Source organism: Enterobacter sp. T2 (assembly GCF_010692925.1).
Lineage (GTDB): Bacteria > Pseudomonadota > Gammaproteobacteria > Enterobacterales > Enterobacteriaceae > Enterobacter > Enterobacter kobei.
Genome location: NZ_CP048736.1, coordinates 2,501,370 through 2,521,776, shown reverse-complemented (window position 1 = coordinate 2,521,776; position 20,407 = coordinate 2,501,370). Strand labels below are relative to the sequence as shown.

Annotated in this window: 19 protein-coding genes and 2 pseudogenes; 15 read left to right on the top strand and 6 right to left on the bottom strand. The window is 48.9% G+C overall.

Annotation, left to right across the window (positions count from 1 at the left end; all coding sequences use genetic code 11):
- Window positions 1-125 precede the first annotated feature (125 nt).
- Together G0034_RS12085 and G0034_RS12080 are read right to left on the bottom strand one after the other, a co-directional pair.
- A complete protein-coding gene (locus G0034_RS12085) occupies window positions 126-410 on the bottom strand; it encodes a hypothetical protein (protein WP_000032260.1) in 285 nt (94 codons plus the stop codon).
- Window positions 410-1,237, bottom strand: coding sequence for a ParA family protein (locus G0034_RS12080; protein ID WP_000981293.1), 828 nt, complete (start codon window positions 1,235-1,237; stop codon window positions 410-412). Before G0034_RS12080 ends, G0034_RS12085 begins: the two co-directional genes overlap by 1 nt.
- 178 nt (window positions 1,238-1,415) lie before the next feature.
- Between G0034_RS12080 and G0034_RS12075 the strand changes: the two genes are divergently transcribed.
- Window positions 1,416-2,351, top strand: coding sequence for a hypothetical protein (locus G0034_RS12075; RefSeq protein WP_000151478.1), 936 nt, complete (start codon window positions 1,416-1,418; stop codon window positions 2,349-2,351).
- Between the two features lie 231 nt (window positions 2,352-2,582).
- On the opposite strand, the gene G0034_RS23380 is transcribed toward G0034_RS12075, so the two are convergent.
- Entirely contained in the window at window positions 2,583-2,714 is a 132-nt protein-coding gene (locus G0034_RS23380) for a hypothetical protein (RefSeq protein ID WP_001116618.1), read from the bottom strand.
- 390 nt (window positions 2,715-3,104) lie between these two features.
- Between G0034_RS23380 and G0034_RS12070 the strand changes: the two genes are divergently transcribed.
- From G0034_RS12070 to G0034_RS12060, 3 genes are all read left to right on the top strand, one after another.
- The gene (locus G0034_RS12070) at window positions 3,105-3,575 is read left to right on the top strand and encodes a hypothetical protein (protein ID WP_001804960.1); all 471 of its coding nucleotides are present in this window, start codon (window positions 3,105-3,107) and stop codon (window positions 3,573-3,575) included.
- Between the two features lie 177 nt (window positions 3,576-3,752).
- Window positions 3,753-3,890: a hypothetical protein gene (locus tag G0034_RS12065; RefSeq protein WP_007372357.1), complete on the top strand. Its 138-nt coding sequence runs from the start codon at window positions 3,753-3,755 to the stop codon at window positions 3,888-3,890.
- A 206-nt stretch (window positions 3,891-4,096) separates the two neighbouring features.
- Window positions 4,097-5,926, top strand: coding sequence for a hypothetical protein (locus G0034_RS12060; RefSeq protein WP_001217270.1), 1,830 nt, complete (start codon window positions 4,097-4,099; stop codon window positions 5,924-5,926).
- Window positions 5,927-6,095: 169 nt separating this feature from the next.
- Here G0034_RS12060 and ppl read toward each other — a convergent pair whose 3' ends face one another.
- Both ppl and G0034_RS12050 read right to left on the bottom strand, forming a co-directional pair.
- A complete protein-coding gene (ppl, locus tag G0034_RS12055) occupies window positions 6,096-8,783 on the bottom strand; it encodes an anti-phage protein Ppl (RefSeq protein ID WP_000215804.1) in 2,688 nt (895 codons plus the stop codon).
- A gap of 151 nt (window positions 8,784-8,934) precedes the next feature.
- Window positions 8,935-9,765: a hypothetical protein gene (locus tag G0034_RS12050; protein ID WP_001270901.1), complete on the bottom strand. Its 831-nt coding sequence runs from the start codon at window positions 9,763-9,765 to the stop codon at window positions 8,935-8,937.
- Window positions 9,766-9,835: 70 nt separating this feature from the next.
- On the opposite strand from G0034_RS12050, the gene vapB reads away from it, so the two are divergent.
- From vapB to G0034_RS12030, 4 genes and pseudogenes are all read left to right on the top strand, one after another.
- Entirely contained in the window at window positions 9,836-10,069 is a 234-nt protein-coding gene (vapB, locus tag G0034_RS12045) for a type II toxin-antitoxin system VapB family antitoxin (protein WP_032140383.1), read from the top strand.
- Window positions 10,066-10,463: pseudogene (locus tag G0034_RS12040) on the top strand (type II toxin-antitoxin system VapC family toxin). The gene vapB and the pseudogene G0034_RS12040 overlap by 4 nt, the downstream one beginning before the upstream one ends.
- A gap of 685 nt (window positions 10,464-11,148) precedes the next feature.
- Window positions 11,149-11,862, top strand: coding sequence for a GNAT family N-acetyltransferase (locus tag G0034_RS12035; RefSeq protein ID WP_000139428.1), 714 nt, complete (start codon window positions 11,149-11,151; stop codon window positions 11,860-11,862).
- 48 nt (window positions 11,863-11,910) lie between these two features.
- A complete protein-coding gene (locus G0034_RS12030; RefSeq protein ID WP_000699996.1) occupies window positions 11,911-12,177 on the top strand; it encodes a flagellar transcriptional regulator FlhD in 267 nt (88 codons plus the stop codon).
- Window positions 12,178-12,478: 301 nt separating this feature from the next.
- On the opposite strand, the gene uvrB is transcribed toward G0034_RS12030, so the two are convergent.
- Entirely contained in the window at window positions 12,479-14,455 is a 1,977-nt protein-coding gene (uvrB, locus tag G0034_RS12025; protein ID WP_000103071.1) for an excinuclease ABC subunit UvrB, read from the bottom strand.
- A gap of 286 nt (window positions 14,456-14,741) precedes the next feature.
- Between uvrB and frmR the strand changes: the two genes are divergently transcribed.
- The 7 genes and pseudogenes from frmR to G0034_RS23650 all read left to right on the top strand — a co-directional run bounded on the left by frmR (window position 14,742) and on the right by G0034_RS23650 (window position 20,331).
- Window positions 14,742-15,017, top strand: coding sequence for a formaldehyde-responsive transcriptional repressor FrmR (gene frmR / locus G0034_RS12020; RefSeq protein WP_001120775.1), 276 nt, complete (start codon window positions 14,742-14,744; stop codon window positions 15,015-15,017).
- Window positions 15,018-15,075: 58 nt separating this feature from the next.
- Window positions 15,076-16,185, top strand: a complete 1,110-nt coding sequence (locus tag G0034_RS12015; protein WP_000842119.1) for an S-(hydroxymethyl)glutathione dehydrogenase/class III alcohol dehydrogenase — start codon at window positions 15,076-15,078, stop codon at window positions 16,183-16,185.
- A 50-nt stretch (window positions 16,186-16,235) separates the two neighbouring features.
- Window positions 16,236-16,634 carry a VOC family protein gene (locus tag G0034_RS12010; protein ID WP_000070400.1) on the top strand — a complete coding sequence of 133 codons (399 nt, stop codon included), beginning with the start codon at window positions 16,236-16,238 and terminating at the stop codon, window positions 16,632-16,634.
- A 157-nt stretch (window positions 16,635-16,791) separates the two neighbouring features.
- Window positions 16,792-18,126 (top strand): DUF3422 family protein, encoded by a 1,335-nt coding sequence (locus G0034_RS12005; protein WP_000664785.1) that lies wholly within the window; start codon window positions 16,792-16,794, stop codon window positions 18,124-18,126.
- Between the two features lie 47 nt (window positions 18,127-18,173).
- Complete coding sequence (gene fghA, locus G0034_RS12000; RefSeq protein ID WP_000440264.1) at window positions 18,174-19,004, top strand: S-formylglutathione hydrolase; 831 nt, start codon at window positions 18,174-18,176, stop codon at window positions 19,002-19,004.
- A gap of 11 nt (window positions 19,005-19,015) precedes the next feature.
- Window positions 19,016-19,941, top strand: a pseudogene (locus G0034_RS23540) (NAD(P)/FAD-dependent oxidoreductase); the annotation flags it as partial.
- A gap of 21 nt (window positions 19,942-19,962) precedes the next feature.
- On the top strand, window positions 19,963-20,331 hold the full coding sequence (locus G0034_RS23650) for a hypothetical protein (RefSeq protein ID WP_502706671.1): 369 nt from the start codon (window positions 19,963-19,965) through the stop codon (window positions 20,329-20,331).
- Window positions 20,332-20,407 lie beyond the last annotated feature (76 nt).

The following is a 20,407-nucleotide window of genomic DNA, read 5'->3' as shown; positions in this document are numbered from 1 at the left end:
TGTTTTGCTTAAAGAAGAACTTGAGATAATTAAGCAACTGGACAAGATGGCCTGCTGATCCCGCAGGCCAGACTGAGCAGGAAAGATGTCTGAAGATGAAATACAAATGTATTTCATTTGTATTGCTAAATGTTCTCTTTAATCGCCTTCAGAACTTTTTCTGGTCCTGCTGACTGAGCAAGGTACAGCCCTGCACGAAGTAATGTGGAAACCGTAATGTTCTTGTGCGTAAGTGCCTGGATCTGCTCAACCAGTTCCTGCGCCAGCATCTTTTCCGCAGGTGTCATGCGTATAGTTTTTGGTGTTTCGCCTGTCGTATTTTTCTTTTTAGCCGCAATGTTAGTCAGGCTACTTTCTTTTCTGGCCCGTTCAGGTTTTTCCATTATAGGTCGAACAAGTTCTTTAGACATTATGCTGCCTCACTGCTGATAATTTCTTCTAGCTCACGGGCAAGTTTGCCGTAATCCACTAAAGCCATTGCACTTTTCTGGTAGTAGTACAGAGGAAGACAAGCCACCTGAGACTGTACTATGGCCTGATCAGTACGAATCCGGCTTTTCAATAGTCTCGGAGAAATTCTCTCGTGCGAGCCCAGGGCGGTTTCGATATAAGTGTTTATTTTCTTATTTGCACCATTGTAATTGTTCCGGAATACACTGAAGCGTGCATAATCTTCCTCAGAGATCTCATCCATATAGTCCAGCATGATTTCAAGACCACTCAGAGAAAAACTCCCGCCATCGACAGGTACCAGAACATGATCGGCGATAAAAATTGCATTGCCGGTTGCGATATTGAGCCCAGGTGCACAGTCAATAATGATGTAATCATATTCAGTGCGAACTTTCTCGAGATGACGGCCCAGGATTTTTTCGCGGTGACTGCGGGTAAGGGTCTGTTCAATAATTTTTTCGAACGTCGGGTCAGACGGAATCAGATCCAGGTTAGGGATAGGAGCATCACCGGCCATCGCGGGGATGATGACATCGCGGATATCAAATCGAGAATTGCTGTAGAGATCGCAAATAGTTGGACCATACATGGAATAGTACTTTTTACCATTTGCGGTGACTTCTGTCGTATTGGCCTGCTGGTCCGAGTCAATCAACAGCGTCCGCTTCCCTGATCTGGCATAGTGAACAGCCAGATTGGTAGCCGAACTGGTCTTACCAGGACCACCTTTATTGTTCATTATCGCAATTATGCGAGCATATCGTTCCTGTAGCTTGTTCATCATAACGGCTCCAGATTATGTTTATCAGTCAGGAGTAGTTGTAATCCATTACGCACACATTGGCAATACAAATGTAATACAAAAGTATTTTTATACTGATTGATATTTTGTCTTGATATGCAGTTTTATGGAATAGTTAGTGCACACTTAAAATTTCTGAATAGACACTGAAAGGTAAGTTATGACGATTGAAAGCTTTTTCATCGGCACTCGCATGTCAGGAAAACGTTATGGACCTCAGAGTAAAGACATGCAGGTTTCTGAATTCATAGCACTTATATCTCCGAAAAATGAACCAGAGAAATTTGTCCTACCCGATTTCTCCGGTCTGGCACGTCGGATTGACGCCCAGATCCGGAATCAGTTTATTCAGCAAAAAGAGGATGACTATTACCGTCGATACCGACAGCTTTCGGACCGGTGGTATCAGGCCGGCTCTATCAGTGACAGAAACAATCGCAGCCAGCGTTTTGAGAAGGTCATGGATGAGTCGCTTGAGTTTTTGGTTTACAGTCATGATGTTATGCCCAACATCAACCCATATAATCTCAAATACGATGATCGCGTTCAGGTTAGCACGAAAGGCAAAATGTACTGCGTAGCGCTTCTGTTCCATATTATCGCTCGAGCGGCCTATGAGCCAGTCTCTGTAGGTGCAGATCCTACGCTGCAAAGGCATTGCAAGTGGCTGAAGGACTGGATTAATAAAACGTTAGGGGATCATTTTTTAGAGGGAATGATGATTACTTTCGCCCTTTGTTATCCTGACCACTTTCCTGCCCTGCAGCGCCTTAGCGGAGAGTTAGAAACACGTGATGTTGACACATTCCTGGCTGACGAAGTTCGTAAGGCAAGGCAACACACAGAGGAACAGGTTAATTATCATAACGGCCGGTACCGGTTGAAATTCGAGTACACTCACTTTCACCAGGAGCAATTTGATTTTTTAGCCGAAATGCGTGATCTCCATTACCGGATAGATCGTATTGAACAGCTCCTTCAGAAACTGATAGATAACCCGGTAGTAGATTTCAGTGAAGCTGCTGTTGCAGGGCAGTGGATTGACGAACAAGTACAGCTGCTTGAAACAAACGAAACGAAGCTAATACTCCCATAACTCTAATCAGCCTGGCTGGTTTAACCCTTCGGTACCTGTCCATCAGGTGTCGTTTTTTTCCGTAAGAATGTCTATAGATGGCGCTCCGCAGAAAGAGGTGGGTGTTACGGTTATTCTGCCAGAAATCCCGTTGTGTTCAGGCTGTGTCCTGTCGTTCCGGCAGGACACTTGGCTGTGACCGGCGTGTAAGAAACCCGTCTAATCCAACCCCGCTTTCTTACCGGCCGGGTCTTATCGACTGCAGAACGTATCGATCACCTGTTGCACAATGATCAGAATTACAAACAGCAGCATCAGTACTTTTTCCAGCACAGTTGCACACTGAAACTTCTGAATGATTTTCAGAAAATCAGAGAAAGGCATGTGAATCTCCGGAGATTGGGTTAATCAGTGTTCTGATTTTATGGAAAGTTACATTTCCGGTTTTGCTGTCTATTGAAAAATGTTTTGCACATCTGCTCTGAAACTGAATTGCTACAGATAATGTTGAATCGTCGCAGCCTTCTCCGCGCCCTCAGTTCGAAGATCTTCGAACAGGCCTCTTCGTGAGGACATAAATTGTCTTCTGTCGTGGGGTCATTCCAGCCAAAGCAGTGGTAACTAGCACTATTTATCTTATGAGCAAGATAGTTTTCGCCTTTCGTATCTTTCGGGTCCAGGCATAACAGTATCAACATTTTATGAATCATGCCGATACTGACAGAGCGACCACCAATTATTGATAATGGATAAAGGACATTTAAATTGAACAGAATGACAGGACTCGCTGTTTTATGCCTCTCGCTGATGGGATGCAGTGCCGTGCCATCAGAAAACAGTGCGCAGTACCTCAGAACGGAAATGCAGTCGCCAGTATCAGGGGCAACCATAATTACCGTAACTGCGGACAGCCTTATGAAACAAGACAATACACATAACGCTATACTGTATGCACTTCGACCGATGCCTGGAAAAGCATTCACCTCTGAGCTGGACAGAAAATTTGCCGCAGCGACGATGTATATTGATTTGTCTCCGGGTGAAAAAAGCAGAACGGCCGAGATCAGTGGTGAGATAAATTACTATGATCACGAGCGATACGTGAATGCTCGCCTGGTAGGAGACAGTATCAGGACAATACCGATTGCACCAAAGACCATCCCGCTTACACTGAATAAACCATTCTCAATCAATCTGCCACAAGGTATTCACTATTCAGTCATGCTGACGGACAGCCAGCCTTAAACCTTCATGATTGTCTCATGACTTCCTTTCAGTTTTCTGTAGGGTCAGCAGGGAATATAAATGGGGAAGAGAATGAATTTCATCAATAAACGTCCCACAGGCGTTCTGTCAGAGACCGGGTTTACTCTGCCTGAGATGACTGAATGTTCAATCTCCAACCCATCATGATGGATGGGTGTGCCCTGGCTTTCACTGCGTGTGCAGCAGGCTGGTCGGGAACGTCCTCAGCAAAATGTCTTCCGTCGCCACCTGTTCTGGTACATGAATGAAGCACTGTTCTGGCGGGAGGCGGACATCATCCGGGTCGCCAGGTAGTTGCCTGCACTGGACCATCCGGACTTCTGAAAAAAAAGCCACCCGCAAGGGTGGCTTTCTGGATATGAGGCCCTGAGCCTTCCCGGGACTGAGCCACTGACGGAAGGGAGAGCCGTTTTTTTCGGTGACATCCCCCGCATGGCGGCAGATGGTTTAAATATGGTATGAATAAATAATAACTCACTGTACAAGAGATTTCCAGACCTATGCGTATCGACCGACGTCTGAGCAGGGATGTACTCACCGAGCGTCAGCTTTATTTTATTGAATGCTGGTCCAACTTCTGCCATAAAAACAGCCCGGATACTGACCGGGTCGGATACAGCAATCCACTCAGCACCATCCGCGAACTGCTATTTCTTTACGAAATGGAAGATCGTTTCAGTGCCGATAAAAAAAGACTCCGGGTGGCCACTGAACTGCTCGAGTTACTCGAGACCGATCAAGTTCTCAGGAGAGAAGCATTTGAGGACATCCCCGCTCAACTGGTGACTCTTCTGGACAGAGATTTGCTGGTTGACCCCACTCGCAGCCCGGTGGAAAAGCGTCCTCGTCTTATCTGTAGCCTATGTGTACAACTGGCGGATATCACCGAGGCCAGTTATATCACTGAGGCTCTTGAGATGCTTGAACAGGAACTGTTTGCATGGCCCCCTCTGGATGAACACCATGCACGGGATATTTACTCACTGACAAACGGAGTGATGAGTGTACTCCTCACCCGGGGTATGACACTGACGGAATGTTACCTGCTGTACATCAATATTTTCAGGAATGTGAGTACTGAACCGAACGCTTTCCGGGCCGCCTTTCACTCGTTCCGGCAGAAACTGGTAACGCCTACTCGGGACGTGACTGTTCGGATGTTTATTACCAGTGAGAAACTGCACACCCTACTTAACACGCAAGGACCCACACTGCAGTTCAACGGATGTGTGTTCATGCCACTTGATGAAGCCCGACAACGCTTCTCCCTCTCAGTCGATATACCGGTTTGCTCAATGTCTGACACATCTGCCCGTAACATGGCCGGTCAGATGCTTCGTGAATCCCTGGATGTCATTGCCTACATGGTAGGTAAGGGAGATATCACCGTCCAGAAACAGTTCATGATAATCAGGGATGAAGACGAAACAGAAGTGCCGCGCTTCGATAATGAAATCGAGGCAAACGCGGACCGGTTAACGGACGAGGAGTTTGCGCGCTTTATGGTGGCGATGAACCGACTGTTCACGGATACACCGGATGTGTCCCGTAAAAAAATCAGCTCCGCATTTCGGTTTTTCCGTAACGGCATTGAAAGCCAAGTTCAGGAGAGTCGTTTCACCGCTTACTGGTCGGCGCTTGAATCATTAACGCTAGGAGTTGCCCCTGGCACACCATCACATGAACAGCATGTCATCGGTGTTGTGGCTCCCTGTATGGTGCTGGACTATGTTGTTAAGCAACTGTTTTCTCTAAGAAAAGTTCTGCGCTTCATTCTGCGAGAGCCAGGGCACCCCTTGCGCACACCGGAGATCGCTTCACTTCCGCTGGGGCAACTCTATGCCCTTCTTAAAGATGCGGACCGGGTCCGTGAACTTCAGACAGATTTACAGCACTTTCCCTATGTCATGTATCGGGTGCGTAAGCTTGCCGGGATCTGTGCGTCACCCGAGAAAATGGCGGATAAACTGGGGCAACATGCCGAGAAAGTCACCCGACATCTTCACCGCCTGTATCTGCTGAGAAATACCATCGTGCACAATGCAGGTACCAGCCCGCACATTGACCTGCTGACGGTGAACCTTGAACACTATCTGCGGGCAACAATCAGCGCGTTGTTTAATATTGTGGTGATCCACCCAACCGTCAGCACCGCTGAGGAGGCATTTACCCGGTGCCAGTTTACCAGTGAGTCAGTTTTCAGGGAACTGAACCCCCTTCACGGGATCACGGAAAAGAAAGTATACACAGCCATTGATAATCAGTTGAAAAACGGGACGCTTTCCCGTAGCGATGCTCGTTTGATAGCATGGCTCAATGCCCACCACTGACACTCAGGAGAAGACTGTCAGAAGAAAGGGTAACTCATCGGCCTCATAGGCCCCGATCAAACTCTTGGGGCAGCCTGATCGGGGTCTATGTTCGGGTTTTCAGATACTCAGCGGCACGCAGGTGCCACTCTTCTGACATGTCTCTCTGTCCCAGGGATGGTGCCGTTTATCAGCTGAGTATCCGCTCATAGCGGGAACGAAATGCTTTTTCCCCTCCCTCCATTTGTCGGCAAATCAGTTCCTTCACCGGCGTCTCCTGAAGCGCTCCACAAAGCCCCGGGTGCAGGCCAGAGCGGTCGTGTTGCATACTGATAACGTATTCCGCATCACCATTGACCACTATTGGGGCAGAATGCGACACGATAATCAGCTGTCGGCGTTTCTTGTTTGCCATGATGGCAGGGATCACGCTCATGCTCAGCATCAGGCAGTCCAGGTCGTCTTCTGGTTGATCCAGCAGGAGGGGATCGGTGCCATATGACAGCAGGAACTGCAACATGCTCGCCCCTTTTTGTCCCGGTGAGGCAGAGGAAATATCTTCCATCCCTCCTCCGGGCGTCTGGTACCGAATGTGGATCCCATCATCCGGATACCAGCATTGCAGGGCATCCAGTTGCGCATCATTCAGACCTTTAAGGCGATTTCTGAAAGCTCCGTGGAGCTCTGACCCTGCTCCCGGCTCCTCGCGATGGATGGCAAGATGCAGAGCTTTAAGCGTATCCAGCGCAAGATATTTGTTTTCCGTTGCCGACGGTAGCGGACTGTACGGGCGCAAGCTGATGAAGCTATGAAGCAGCCCGCTCCCGTCACCATCATCATAGATACGATCGGCAAAGTTGCCGATCCCGGTTACCGCCTGATAACCAGATACGGTGTCTTCGTGTGGGGCACAGAGCGGCAGAATTTTAATATCCAGCGCGCTGAGAGACAGAGAGGACAGAAACGCCTTCCGCTTTTCCGTCAATACCATCCGGTGGTTACGCATTTCAGCCAGTAATCCTGTGGATCTCGCTGCTGAGGCCGCGATCGTCCCGTCAAGATCGGCGTAATTTCTCAGTTCCGACTTCAGCGACTCACAGCGCGTCATCAGCTCATCGAGGACATTCGGATTGAGTCCCTGTTCTCGTAGCACCATGGCCTCACGTTGTACAGTTTCCTCCTGGTTACGCACCGCCTCTTCCAGTGCGAGAAGAGGGGGGTCCTGCCTAATGGTACTGAGTTCCGCGGCATAGTCCGACAACAGTGTGTCAAGACGCTGGTCATACTTTTGCTGTACGTCAGAAAGACGCGTCATAAATGCTGTCAGTGTCGCAGACGGCTCCACCTGGAGCTCCGGGACTTGTACTGGCTCTTTCTCCTGCGCCCTCAGACCAGCGACATGCTGTTCATGATGCTCCAGAGGAAGCGTTGCTGCAGACAGTTCAGCCCGAGCCGTGGCCAGGCGGGTGCAAACCGGATAGTAAGCGCTCGACCGCAACTGACTGACGGCCCGTTCAGCATCAGACAACTCCCCCTGCAGTTTATCTGCGATCGTCTGGCTGGCCAGGTGACCACGCAGCGTTATTTGCTCATTCAGGTATTCCCTTTCCAGTTGATCCCAGCGCTCTTTCCAGGCGCGTTTGTTGACTACCTGACTCTCGTCACAGACGCGCAGGAATGCCCCTGTGTCTGACGCCAGTTCGTAGAGCATTTTCTGGCTGTATATTGAGAGGGGAAAACGATCTGGTGACCAGTGATTGTCCTGCACCCACTGACCTTCGCTGAAAATATGCAATTCATTACGACCATCGGGTCGCCAGCTGAGCCTAAAATCTGTGCCTTCTTTGCGGAACACACATTCGATGAAAGAATCCGCATCCATGCCCATCCCCATCTGACTAAACTGGTTCAACTTGTTGCGTTGAGACACAGTCAGCCCTTCGGTTTTTCGCATGGCCAGACGAATACTTTCGATAAGCGTGGATTTACCACTGCCCCGGGAGCCAATCACCGCATTGTAAAACGGGCTAAACTCAACGGAGGCTCCATACTGATCTGCCGGCTGGCAAAGACGGGTCCTGAATGTCAGGCTGCGCAAATGTGAAGCTGGTGCCTCCGGTGGATTATCATCAAACAGCACGCAGTTTTCCGGATCGAGTAATGCGTGCCTGAGACCGTCAAAATCAGGCTCGGACATCTTCAGCCAGCAGGTGCGCACTCCCGCTTGTTCAGGGTGGTGCGCATCTGATCCCCGAAGCCATGGCAAATCCGCAATTAAACGCCGGTGAGTCCCGTTCGTAATCTCCTCCTCCCGGTGTCTGATCTCCACTGCATGAGGATTTGACTGAAAAGCGGCCGTCAGTTCCCCCTGATTAGTAAGGCTTGTCAGAACGCCTTTCGCCGCATCAATGTGTGCGAGGATACAAATAGCTTCCGGGTTACGACGGATATTACTGATAATGCCCGCGGGTCCCAGCTGAAGCACAAGATGATGGTTGGGGGTTTCACGCGAAATAGGACAGTTGTTGTTGCACTGTGCCAGTAGCCGTTCCACCTCGGCACTGGTGCTCTGGGTGTGCAACACGGCGAGGATATGAACGTTGCCGGTGGCCGTGAGCTCCACACCGGGAAACAAAGTCAGCGGCCGGAAGTCTGCCAGTTCACCGGAACTGGCGTCCCGGGACATGTTCGCCAGTTCCGCTTTCAACACGTCAATCCATGCCCCACTGTTATGGTCACTGATGACAACACAGTCGACCTGTTGCCGCATGTAAGCCAGCAGCCATTCCCGGGGCTGGAGATCTGGGACTTTGTAGTCATCTGAGGCCGGGGTATGGTTATGAAAATCAAATTTAAACCAGCGTGATCCTACCGTCATTGTTTCTTTTCCATGTGGTGCCTAAGGTAATCCCACTATAGAAGCATTCACCTGGTAATTCAGTAACCGTTATGATTGCTGTTGGCATGAACTTCAGTCGGTCTGGCGGAAAAGTCAGAAGGCAAATAAGACCTTCGTCCACATCGGGGGTCTACATATCGACTGCCTTCAGTGGCTTAAATGGCCATGCTCCCCGCTCTCCTCTTTTGCTGAATTCACTCCGGCGTACTTTTACCGTATCAGCGGAGAACACTTCAGTATGATCCAGTGTTACAGTGGCCAGCGTAGCCAGGCTACTGTCCGTCAACGTAAATTCTTTCGGCAGACCCCATGGACCCTGCCTGACGTTCTCGATGCTACTGAATAATTCGCGGAGATAATCGGGGAGCATTTTGCCGCGCCCGTTAATGATGGCCCGATCGCTTTCTGATAGACATCCAATTTCCGGGTGCTCCCTTGCTATAACCTGCAGGACGCCAGGGAGTCCCGGCCAGTATTTTCCGTCATAACGACAGGTCAGGCCATCGAGTGTTTCATGAAGATAATAACGGTAAAGCCCATCATTATCTTCAGCCATCTCCATCAGTTCCACGATGTGCGTGGTTCTCTCAAGTGTGAATGCGTTCCGGTTCAGGATCGCATCTCGGACCAATATCTTCTGTGCCAGTTCACCGGCCTCCTTACTGATAGTCCGGTTCAGTTCTTCAAGCTGGCGATAATCCTCTTTCAATCGGGAAACGATATCAGGTCTACTGAAACGGCCCGCCAGTATGATTTGCTCCAGAAGACAATAGCATTGCTGCCAGGTTAGCGCCTGACGGGCAATATTCTGCCAGACCGACTGCATTTCATTCTCACGACTCAGTAGCCGCTCTATCAGTGGCCATACCGACATCCAGCAAGGACCTGTCAGCAAGTCAGCCTGGTATTGTCTGAGTGTATCAGTGACATCAGTTGCAGTGCTGGTTCGGGTATAACGCATCTTTTTTTCTCCGAAATCTCAGTTGACTCATTATCCATACCAGAGCCAGAACTGTCGGTAACGTAGCGAGATAAATTCCAGTTGGCGTACATTACCCGATGTTTTTCTCAAAACCATCCGTCTGCCTCGCGATCTGGATTTTGAGGGCGTCAGCGAGCTGAAGATTGTTCGGGAGGGGGACTGTATCATCCTGCGTCCCGTCCGGCCGACCTGGTGCTCGTTCGCGCAGCTTGAAAAAGCCGAACCGGACTTTATGGTGGAACGTGGGGACGTTGTCAGCGATGAAGGTCGATTTGACCTGTGAACAAGATCTACATGCTCGACACCAACATCTGCTCGTTCATCATGCGCGAGCAGTCGGAAGTGGTGCTGAAGCGCCTGGAGCCGGCGGTGCTGCGTGACCAGCGTATCGTGGTCTCGGTTATCACTTACTCCGAGATGCGCTTTGGCGCCACAGGTCCGAAGGCCTCCCCACCCCGCGAGCAGTTGGTTGACGCGTTCTGTGTGCCGTTCTGACCTGGGACTGCGCAGCGGTAGATGCGACCACGGAGATTAAACTGGTGCTGCGCCTCGCTGGCACCCCGATCGACATAGCTATCGCCGGGCACGCAATTGTCGCCGGTGCCGTGCTGGTGACGAATAATGCGCTGGAGTTTGAGAGGATATCGACCTTGGTACCTGAGGACTGGGTTAACTAGCGGTTCCTGGTATGTAGTTATGTGAGACTGACTGGCAGAGGTGGTTGCGCCATCAATGAATCCAGCACTGGAAACAGAACAGCACGCGTACATCATGCCTTGCGTTCGCTCAGTGTTTTCAACATCCAGTAATGTATAAAATACAGGTTTTCAGGCAATTAGTGGGAGGTCATCCTGACTTCCCTTTTTTCATATTTTGGTCTTATCCTTAAGAAATATCAGACGGAATCAGATTCCTTCGGGAAACGCTGACGATCGGTGAGTCAGGGAGCAATTCTTGATTCATTCAGAAATTGCCAAAACGGTTTTTCATTTGGTTTGCGGTTTTCTCGTATGTTGCTAAACTTGTCCTGTTTTATCCTCCTGGCGATACAACATTTTCCGGATAACGGTCCCTCAGTCTTTTTTGTTTAAATAATGAACAACATCATTAATACCCACACAATAATAATCACAATATAATATCTGACATATTTCCGTTACTTCGAGATAATTAACTAATTGCGAACATGTTCTCAAAATGAATATAAGCGTTGATACAAACGCAATATATGCTATTGTTAATATATGATGTTTCTCAGGATACATCTGATATGGTACATACCGTTAAGATTTCAGTTGCTTATATCTAAAATAAACGCCGAAACTTCTCATTGTTATCCTTACGTTTCTTAAGGAGAAGAATATGACAGAGCAAAATAATTTCGGTCAATATATAGGCAGTCACCTTGACGATGACGTCACTCTTTCATTACCTGATTTGCGCCAATTACCAGGGCGTTATTGCACTCTGCAGTTGCTGTCCACCCGTCACGGGAATGACCTCTTCCAGGGATGGCACAGTATAGAGGATTCACGTGACTGGACCTATCTTCCGGATGAAAGACCGCCGACAAAACAGGCAACCCACAGTTATATTCAGCAACTCATTCAACAGAAGGGAGTATATCATTACGCCATTATAGAAAATAATTCAGAAAATGCTGTGGGAACTCTTTCTCTGTATAACCTCGACAATAAAAATGACGTAGCAGAAATAGGAGGCGTACATCTTACTCCAGTTATCAAACGAACTTCAGTCAGTACAGAAGCAATTTTCCTGATACTATCATATGTTTTTGATGTGCTTAAATATCGTCGCTGTGAATGGCAAACCGACAGGCTCAACTCTCAGGGTATGAGATCTGCCGAGAGATTAGGGTTCCAGAAAGAGGGTGTACTGCGTAATAAACAAATACTTAAATCAAGGAGCGTGGACGTTGTAATGTATTCAATCATTCAGGATGAATGGGAAAGAATATCCAGTGCGATAACTATCTGGCTTAGAACTGTCAACTTCGATGACCGGGGACATCAAATACATCCTTTACGGCATTACCTGGCGACAACAGAGCCCTGACTCTTTTGTTATTGCCCCCAGACGTTACTGGAAAAAGGGAGAATCTGAATGAAAATAATGAATGCAGAGATTGAGAGGCAAATCTGGCATCACAATCTTTCCTATTTATTGCTTGCCCAGCGGGTTCTGAATCATTACGAAGACACAGCCCTGTTTCGGCTAGGTATCGACAAGTGTACCGGAGATAAACTCCTGCAGTTGTCGTTGCCCGAACTGGTTCGTCTTGCTGAACGTCCGGAGCTGATTACCGTACTCAGACTCAGGGATCACCACCAGATAGATGTATTACTCAGTCAGTCCACTGGAATGGGATGAGCTCAGCAGGATTTACTTAACATCTTACGGACCATTTTCTTCTTTTTTATTCCGGACTGGGAATTCAGTATGTACCCCAATGAATCAGCGATCTGGATTATTTATCCGCAAAAAAACATGTCATATAAAGTAAGGGGTTTTATTGATTTTATTGATTTTATTGATTTTATTATCGATGAAATCGGAACTACTCCTTACTGGAAGCACGGAAAGTAATTCCTGTGAATACGGATTTCAAGAGGGAAAGTATTGTGTGTATAAAAATCATCCTGATTAATACAGGATGATTTTTATGATGCTGTTACATGAATATAAATTGACGATACAAATCACTCAGTTCTGTTCTTAATTTTTCTATATCCTTCTCCTCACCTGAATTCTCGATCGCCAGTAATTGCTTTTCTTTAACAGTAATTCTTTCACACAACTCTGATAGCGTTGAACAGAATGCCTCTGTATGAGTGGCAGGATAGACGCTTTCATCCTGTTCAGTACTCCGCTTACGAACTGAAGTCACTGGTTTAATATGATGTTCCAGGTTATAGGCTATCTGACGTTCCCTGCGATTGTGCGTTTCATCCATCGCCTGTTTCATGGCCGGAGTGATCCTGTTTGCATAGAGTACGGCTTTACCCTCCACATTACGTGCCACACGTCCAATCATCTGAATAAGTGCGTGTGATGAACGTAAAAAACCTGCATGGTCAGCATCAAGTATCGCGACCAGTGAGGCTTCAGGGATGTCGAGTCCTTCACGCAGCAGACTGATGCCGATTAAGACATCAAATTCCCCGGCCCGTAATCCATTGATAATTTCCTGTCTTTCATCTGTTTTGATATCAGAATGCAGATATCGGGACAGGATCCCATTTTCTGTCAGAAAATCATTCAGTTCTTCTGCGGTCTTTTTGGTCAGCACTGTCACCAGGACACGATTGTTTCTGTTGACGCAATGACGGATTTCTTCAAGTAAGTTCTCCACACACTGGTCTTTGCTTCGGACCTCAATTTCGGGATCCAGTAAACCGGTGGGGCGGATAATTTGCTGAACAACATTTTTCTTTGATTTCTGCAATTCATATTTACCTGGGGTTGCGGAAACAAAGACAGTCTGGGGCTTAATCTTCTCAAACTCAGCAAAACTCAGGGGTCGATTGTTTTTTGAGGAGGGCAGACGGAAGCCGAAATCGATAAGAGTATCCTTGCGACTCTGATCGCCACTGTACATGGCTGAGATTTGCGGGACCATTACGTGCGATTCATCAACAAAGAGCAGGCCATTTTTTGGCAGGTAATCCAGCAGCGTTGTCGGTGGGAGTTCCGGATTTCTGTCGCTGAAATAGCAGGAATAGTTTTCCATACCTGAGCAGTAACCCAGTTCACGGATCATTTCAACATCATTGTTGACGCGTTCGTATAAGCGCTCAGCCTCTATCAGACGATTTGCTTTGTTAAGTTCAGCAACCCGTTTCTCCATGTCAGTAAGAATGCTTTTGGTGGCTGAGGGTATTTTTGCGGTCGGTGTAACAAAGAGTGTTTTGGGTGATATTAAATAATGTTCAATGTCGCCCGCAATTTTCCCACTGACAGGATCAATCCATTTTGCGGATTCTATAACATCATCAAAAAGTTCGACCCTGATGGCCTGATGTTCGGAATCGGCAGGGAATATATCAATAACGTCACCGCGAACCCGGAACATCGCCCGTCCCAGAGTTTTGTCTGTACGGGCATACTGCAGACGTGCCAGTTGATGAATTAACTCCCGCTGGGCGAGTTGTCGTCCCGGGTATACCGGGATCTGGATCTCTCTGTATGCGTCCGGATCACCTAATCCGTATATCGAAGAGACGGAAGCGACGACTATCACATCCTGACGTTCAATCAATGCCTTGGTCGTAGATAACCGTAACCTTTCAAGATGATCGTTGATAGCGGAATCTTTCGGGATAAAGCGGTCACTTCCGGGGATATAGACTTCTGGCTGAAAAAAGTCGTAGTAAGAAACGAAGTATTCGACAGCATTTTCTGGGAAAAACTGCTTCATCTCCAGATAAAGCTGTGCGGTTAACGTCTTGTTAGGAGCCAGTATTAATGTAGGGCGCTGCAAACGGTGTATCACATTCGCCATGGTGAAGGTTTTACCCGAACCGGTTATCCCCTGAAGTGTCTGATGTGTCGCTCCTGCTTCGACTCCCGCTATCAGTCTGGCTATTGCTTCGGGCTGATCTCCTGACGGGATATAGCCTGAATGTAAAATGAATTTTCCTGTGGACATTATGATCTCTCCTGGTTGGAACGCCCCGGACAGCGTTAACACTACTACACTATAGTTTATGACAACCCGACGTAAGGCATTTATGCCTGACTGAAGAAAAGTTATTTGTTCTGTACCAATAAGTTGGCGTTCTGTTCACTTCTATTGTGTACCGTTAAAGTACGAATGTGCCTGATACAACTCTGTCATCTGTCTGGATTTGTACATCGTGGGGTCAACATTTTTTCTTGCATAGTATAGGGGGGTATACTATAGTCTCTTCAATCCTGATTAACAGGGACAATCAATGCCACATTCTCCAGAAGAAAAGAAACAGGCGCTTGTCCGGGTACGACGTATCAAAGGTCAGATTGCAGCGCTGGAACAGGCGATTGAAAACGAAGCGGAATGTTCTTCATTGTTGCAGCAACTGGCTTCGGTACGAGGAGCCGTTAAAGGCCTGATGACTGTTGTTCTGGAAAGCTATCTCAGGGAAGAATTTCCCGATACGAACAAAAGAAGGGGGTCGCAGACGAAATCTATCAACGACGCTATTTCCATTGTTCGCTCATATCTCCGTTAACTCTGCCAGGCAGACGTCTGATGGGGTCAGTAAAAACAGTAATAAAAGGATATGACATATGAAATCACGTGCAGCTGTAGCATTTGCTCCTGGTAAGCCCCTCGAGATCGTTGAAATTGATGTGGAGCCGCCTCGTAAGGGTGAAGTACTGGTAAAAATCACCCATACCGGCGTCTGCCACACTGATGCATTTACCTTGTCCGGTGATGATCCGGAAGGTGTGTTCCCGGCAGTACTGGGTCATGAAGGTGCGGGTGTTGTTGTGGAAGTCGGCGAAGGGGTCACCAGTGTGAAACCTGGCGATCATGTTATTCCGCTTTACACGGCAGAATGCGGCGAGTGTCTGTTCTGTAAATCCGGAAAAACTAACCTGTGTGTCTCTGTTCGCGCCACCCAGGGTAAAGGACTTATGCCTGATGGCACGACCCGTTTCTCTTACAAGGGCCAGCCTCTTTTCCACTATATGGGCTGCTCTACATTCAGTGAGTATACCGTCGTCGCAGAAGTGTCTTTAGCCAAAATTAATCCACAGGCGAATCATGAACATGTCTGTCTGCTGGGTTGTGGCGTAACGACAGGTATCGGTGCGGTTCACAACACTGCGAAAGTACAACCAGGTGACACGGTTGCTATTTTTGGCCTGGGTGGTATTGGCCTTGCAGCGGTACAGGGCGCGCGTCAGGCAAAAGCGGGTCGTATCTTTGCCATCGATACCAATCCGGAGAAATTTGACCTGGCCCGTTCATTTGGTGCAACTGACTGCATTAACCCGAAAGACTACGACAAACCTATCCAGGACGTTCTCATTGAACTGACAGGCTGGGGTGTCGACCATACGTTTGAATGTATCGGTAACGTAAACGTAATGCGTTCTGCACTTGAAGCGGCACACCGTGGCTGGGGTCAGTCCGTCGTTATCGGTGTTGCGGGTGCAGGTAAAGAAATCTCCACTCGTCCATTCCAGCTGGTCACCGGCCGTGTATGGAAGGGTTCTGCCTTTGGTGGTGTTAAAGGTCGTACCCAGCTGCCGGGCATGGTTGAAGATGCGATGAAAGGCGAAATCGATCTCGCACCATTCGTGACTCATACCATGGGCCTTGAAGAGATTAATGACGCCTTCGACCTGATGCATGAAGGCAAATCTATTCGTACAGTGATCCACTACTGATTCAGGTTTCACTGGCGATCTTTCAATATTAGTTTTAAAGGAAACAATCCATGTCCAATCCAGTTATTTCAGGCAATGGCATCTTCTCTCACGTCTTTATCGGTGCTGTAGATGTTCAAAAGTCGGCTGAGTTTTATGACGCCACTTTAGGTGCACTCGGTATCAACAACCTTGGTCCTTTTGGTAATGGCTGGGTGTTGTTTGGCCGTGACAAGCCGGCTTTCATCATTGCCCGTCCTGGCAATGGTGAAGCGCCATCCAGCAATGGTGTGACAATTGGCTTTGCTGCCGCCACGCCTGCTGAAGTTGACGCTTTCCATGCCGCAGGCCTGGCTGCTGGCGGGACTGATGAAGGCCAACCGGGTCCTCGTGGTCATCTGCCAGGTGCTTATGCTGCCTACCTGCGTGATCCGGCTGGTAACAAGATCTGCTCCTATACCTTCATCTGATCGTAGGGTGCATCCGACACAAATGTTGTACGGTTTGCCGATCAGGCGAACGGTATGAGTTGTGCCAGCGTATGAAGATCAACCCGCAGACGTTTACGTCTGCGGGTATCTTTCTCGAAGCGTAATGTGACTGGCCGTCAGAAAAAGAGAGAGTCTTATGAAAGAGTCAGCATTATCTGCTATCCGTTCTGAGATGCAATCACCCGAAACCGTGTACGGGATGCCGGCTCATAAAGACAGAACGGCCGCTGTCAATGAAGTACATGCGCGTCCGCACCTGCTTATCACATCACCACAGACCCTGCTGCAGTTTGCTTTCATGACTAAAGGCGACCAGTCAGGTGACCAGCGGGTCATGGTTGAGCTGTCAGATCGTCTTGGTTTAACACCATCAGAAAATTCAGCACCCCTGCACGGTATCACGTGGCGGGAAGGCGCTTTGTATTGTGAAAAACACGGTGAGTTTTCCACCTACTTATGGAGTACCACATGCGATCCGCGTGACGGACAGTTAAGGGGAGAGAACCCCTTCCGGCATGGTTTCACGCCACCGGGTTCGGTTATCTGTGGTACCCGTCTGGATATTCTGCCATGGACTGCAGAATCTGAGGCTGCAGTAACGAATTTAGATCCTGTCAGCAGGTGCTATTCAGTAACAGAAAATGGCCGTGCCGCAATTATCTCTGATTTTCGCCAGGATAAAGACGGGCTGACACGCATTCTGATACTTGAACGGGACCTGACAGAGGCACAGCTGGGTGCACTGGTTCAGCGGCTGCTTGAGATTGAAAATTATCGCACGCTTGCTTTGCTTTCTTTACCACTTACAAGAACCATGGCCTCTGAACTGAGGCGAGTGGAAAACCGACTGGCTGAAATTACAGAAGAAATGCGCACCGGAGAGCATCGTAAAAATGAACAGTTGCTCTCTGCGTTGACCAATCTTGCCGCAGAACTTGAAGCCGGCGCTGCAGCGAATCTGTACCGGTTTGGCGCAAGCCAGGCCTACTATGAAATTGTTGAGGAAAGGCTGAATACGCTCTCCGAAACGCCGGTTCCAGGCTACTACACCTGGTCTGATTTTTTGCAACGGCGCATTGCCCCAGCCATGCGAACCTGCCGTTCTGTGAAAGAACGACAGGCGAAGCTGTCTGACAAACTCATGCGGGCTATTTCGTTACTTCGCTCCTGGATAGATGTTGAACTGGAACATCAGAACCGTGACCTGCTGGCTTCGATGAATAACCGGGCCAGACAACAGCTACATCTGCAGCAAACCGTTGAAGGATTGTCTGTTGCCGCCATTTCATATTATGTGGTGAGTCTGATTTCGTATCTGGTGAAAGGGGTTCCCGGGATCCACGATGTCATGCCACCTGAGCTGGCGGTTGCCATTCTCGTGCCCTTCATTGTGCTCGCGATTTGGTGGGTGGTGCGAAGAATAAGAAACTCGCACACCGACCCTGAACATAACGAAAACCGCTCTGACTGAGTTGTTACGTTGTTGCTGAATTGTCCTGTCGTTATACGGAGAAAATTATGGAACGTCTTGAACATCATGCCAGCTTTGATGGGTGGCAGGAAGTTTATCAGCATGAGTCTGGCACGCTTGGCTGCACGATGAAATTTGGTGTTTATACTCCACCCCAGGCGCTTAACGGTAATGTACCGGTACTCTACTGGCTTTCCGGTCTGACCTGTACGGAACAGAATTTTATTACCAAATCGAGCGTTCAGCGTTATGCCGCAGAGCATGGGATCATGATTGTGGCACCAGACACCAGTCCGCGTGGCACCGATATTCCTGATGATCCTGACTACGCTCTCGGTCAGGGGGCCGGATTCTATGTTAATGCAACCCAGGAGCCCTGGGCGACACATTACAAAATGTATGACTATGTGGTAAACGAGCTCCCGTCCCTGATTGAAGAATGGTTCCCGGCGTCTGATAAAAGAAGTATCAGTGGACATTCGATGGGCGGACATGGCGCCCTGATGATTGCGCTCAGAAACCCGGGCCGCTATCAGAGTGTATCCGCATTCTCACCGATCGTCGCACCTTCTCAGGTGCCCTGGGGAGAAAATGCATTGTCTGCTTATCTGGGTGATGATCGGGAATACTGGAAGCAGTACGACACGGTTGAGTTGATCCGTAAAGCGCAGGAAAGGCTACCTCTGCTTGTAGACCAAGGACTGAATGATGAGTTTCTGAAGACTCAGCTTCAGCCGGAGAGACTGAAGAGCGTTTGTGAGGACACCGGTCATCCGTTGACGCTTAACCTGCGTCCGGGACACGATCACAGCTATTACTTTATCTCCAGCTACATTGGCGACCACATTGCACATCATGCAGCAGCACTGACGCGCTAAATTCAGGAATTATGGTTATGGTACATTTCTGCGATCAAAAACATCATGTTGTCGTGATAGGGGCTGGGTTCGGTGGACTCTCCGTTGTCAGAGAACTGGAAGAGCCGGGCGTTTCGATCACAATCATTGACCGGAGTAACCACCATCTGTTTCAGCCTTTACTTTATCAGGTCGCTGGCGCATCACTGCCATCAGCAGAAATTGCCTGGCCCGTTCGCTCTCTGTTTCGTCATCGTGAGGATGTACGTACCCTGATGGCCGAGGTCCAGGATGTGGATACCGATTCACGGGAGGTTCTGCTGAAAGATGGTTCCCGAATTGATTATGACACGCTTGTCGTTGCCACTGGGGCCACGCACGCTTATTTCGGTCATGATGAGTGGGAACAGTTTGCGCCGGGACTGAAGAACCTGGATGATGCCACGACCCTGCGCGCACGGATCCTTTCCGCTTTTGAACAAGCTGAGAATACCACTGATCCCGCGTTACGGGCTGCCTACCAGACATTCGTCATTGTCGGGGGGGACCGACAGGCGTTGAGCTGTCCGGGACCATTGCCGAACTGGCAAGGAAAACGCTGAAAAATGATTTCCGTTCTATTGATCCGACAGAGACCAGAATTATTCTGGTTGAAGCCGGACAACGATTGCTCACTGCCTTCCCGGAGTCATTATCGGAATATACCCGTCAGTCCCTGGAGAAACTGGGAGTGGAAGTCAGTTTTGGCCAACCGGTAACGGAATGCTCTGCCGAAGGCGTAGTATATGGTGGGCAACCTCTTCCTGCCAAAACGATCATCTGGGCAGCAGGCGTCACTGCTTCTCCGGCTGCACGCTGGCTCAAGACGGAAGCTGATCGGGCTGGTCGGGTTATCGTGGGAGCTGATCTCACGCTCCCGTTACACCCTGAAATATTTGTAATAGGTGATACCGCGGCCGTGACCGGAGAGGACGGCAGGATGATCCCGGGCATTGCTCCGGCCGCAAAACAGGAAGGACAGTATGTGGCTAAACTGATCCAGTCCCGTTTAAAGGATGAAAAACCTGTCCTGAAACCTTTCCGGTACCGGCATCAGGGGAACCTGGCGACCATCGGTCGCGGACTGGCTGTGGTTGATATGGGACGGTTAAAACTCCGGGGAGCCATGGCGTGGTGGTTCTGGAAAATTATCCACCTGTATTTTTTGATCGGAACCAGAAACCGGTTGAGTGTCGCTATCAGCTGGATCTGGAACCACAGTATCGGATACAGGGGAGCCCGCATTATCACGGGAGGTAAATCACCTGATCCGGATAAGAGTGCGGTCCATTCCCGCTCAGAAGAGTGATACCTGAACCTTACTGATGCCGCTGAAACATCAGCGGCATTCCTTATTTAATCACCGGCGCCGGCGCAGGCAATCC

Coding starts and splice junctions, on each gene's coding strand:
- G0034_RS12050 (WP_001270901.1), bottom strand. CDS start 9,765: ATGCGTTATACCCGAACCAGCACTGCAACTGATGTCACTGATACACTC.
- G0034_RS12070 (WP_001804960.1), top strand. CDS start 3,105: ATGACAGGACTCGCTGTTTTATGCCTCTCGCTGATGGGATGCAGTGCC.
- G0034_RS23650 (WP_502706671.1), top strand. CDS start 19,963: ATGATCCCGGGCATTGCTCCGGCCGCAAAACAGGAAGGACAGTATGTG.
- uvrB (WP_000103071.1), bottom strand. CDS start 14,455: ATGTCCACAGGAAAATTCATTTTACATTCAGGCTATATCCCGTCAGGA.
- G0034_RS12075 (WP_000151478.1), top strand. CDS start 1,416: ATGACGATTGAAAGCTTTTTCATCGGCACTCGCATGTCAGGAAAACGT.
- frmR (WP_001120775.1), top strand. CDS start 14,742: ATGCCACATTCTCCAGAAGAAAAGAAACAGGCGCTTGTCCGGGTACGA.
- G0034_RS12060 (WP_001217270.1), top strand. CDS start 4,097: ATGCGTATCGACCGACGTCTGAGCAGGGATGTACTCACCGAGCGTCAG.
- ppl (WP_000215804.1), bottom strand. CDS start 8,783: ATGACGGTAGGATCACGCTGGTTTAAATTTGATTTTCATAACCATACC.
- G0034_RS12080 (WP_000981293.1), bottom strand. CDS start 1,237: ATGATGAACAAGCTACAGGAACGATATGCTCGCATAATTGCGATAATG.
- G0034_RS12030 (WP_000699996.1), top strand. CDS start 11,911: ATGAAAATAATGAATGCAGAGATTGAGAGGCAAATCTGGCATCACAAT.
- G0034_RS12005 (WP_000664785.1), top strand. CDS start 16,792: ATGAAAGAGTCAGCATTATCTGCTATCCGTTCTGAGATGCAATCACCC.
- G0034_RS12015 (WP_000842119.1), top strand. CDS start 15,076: ATGAAATCACGTGCAGCTGTAGCATTTGCTCCTGGTAAGCCCCTCGAG.
- fghA (WP_000440264.1), top strand. CDS start 18,174: ATGGAACGTCTTGAACATCATGCCAGCTTTGATGGGTGGCAGGAAGTT.
- G0034_RS12010 (WP_000070400.1), top strand. CDS start 16,236: ATGTCCAATCCAGTTATTTCAGGCAATGGCATCTTCTCTCACGTCTTT.
- G0034_RS12035 (WP_000139428.1), top strand. CDS start 11,149: ATGACAGAGCAAAATAATTTCGGTCAATATATAGGCAGTCACCTTGAC.
- G0034_RS12085 (WP_000032260.1), bottom strand. CDS start 410: ATGTCTAAAGAACTTGTTCGACCTATAATGGAAAAACCTGAACGGGCC.
- G0034_RS23380 (WP_001116618.1), bottom strand. CDS start 2,714: ATGCCTTTCTCTGATTTTCTGAAAATCATTCAGAAGTTTCAGTGTGCA.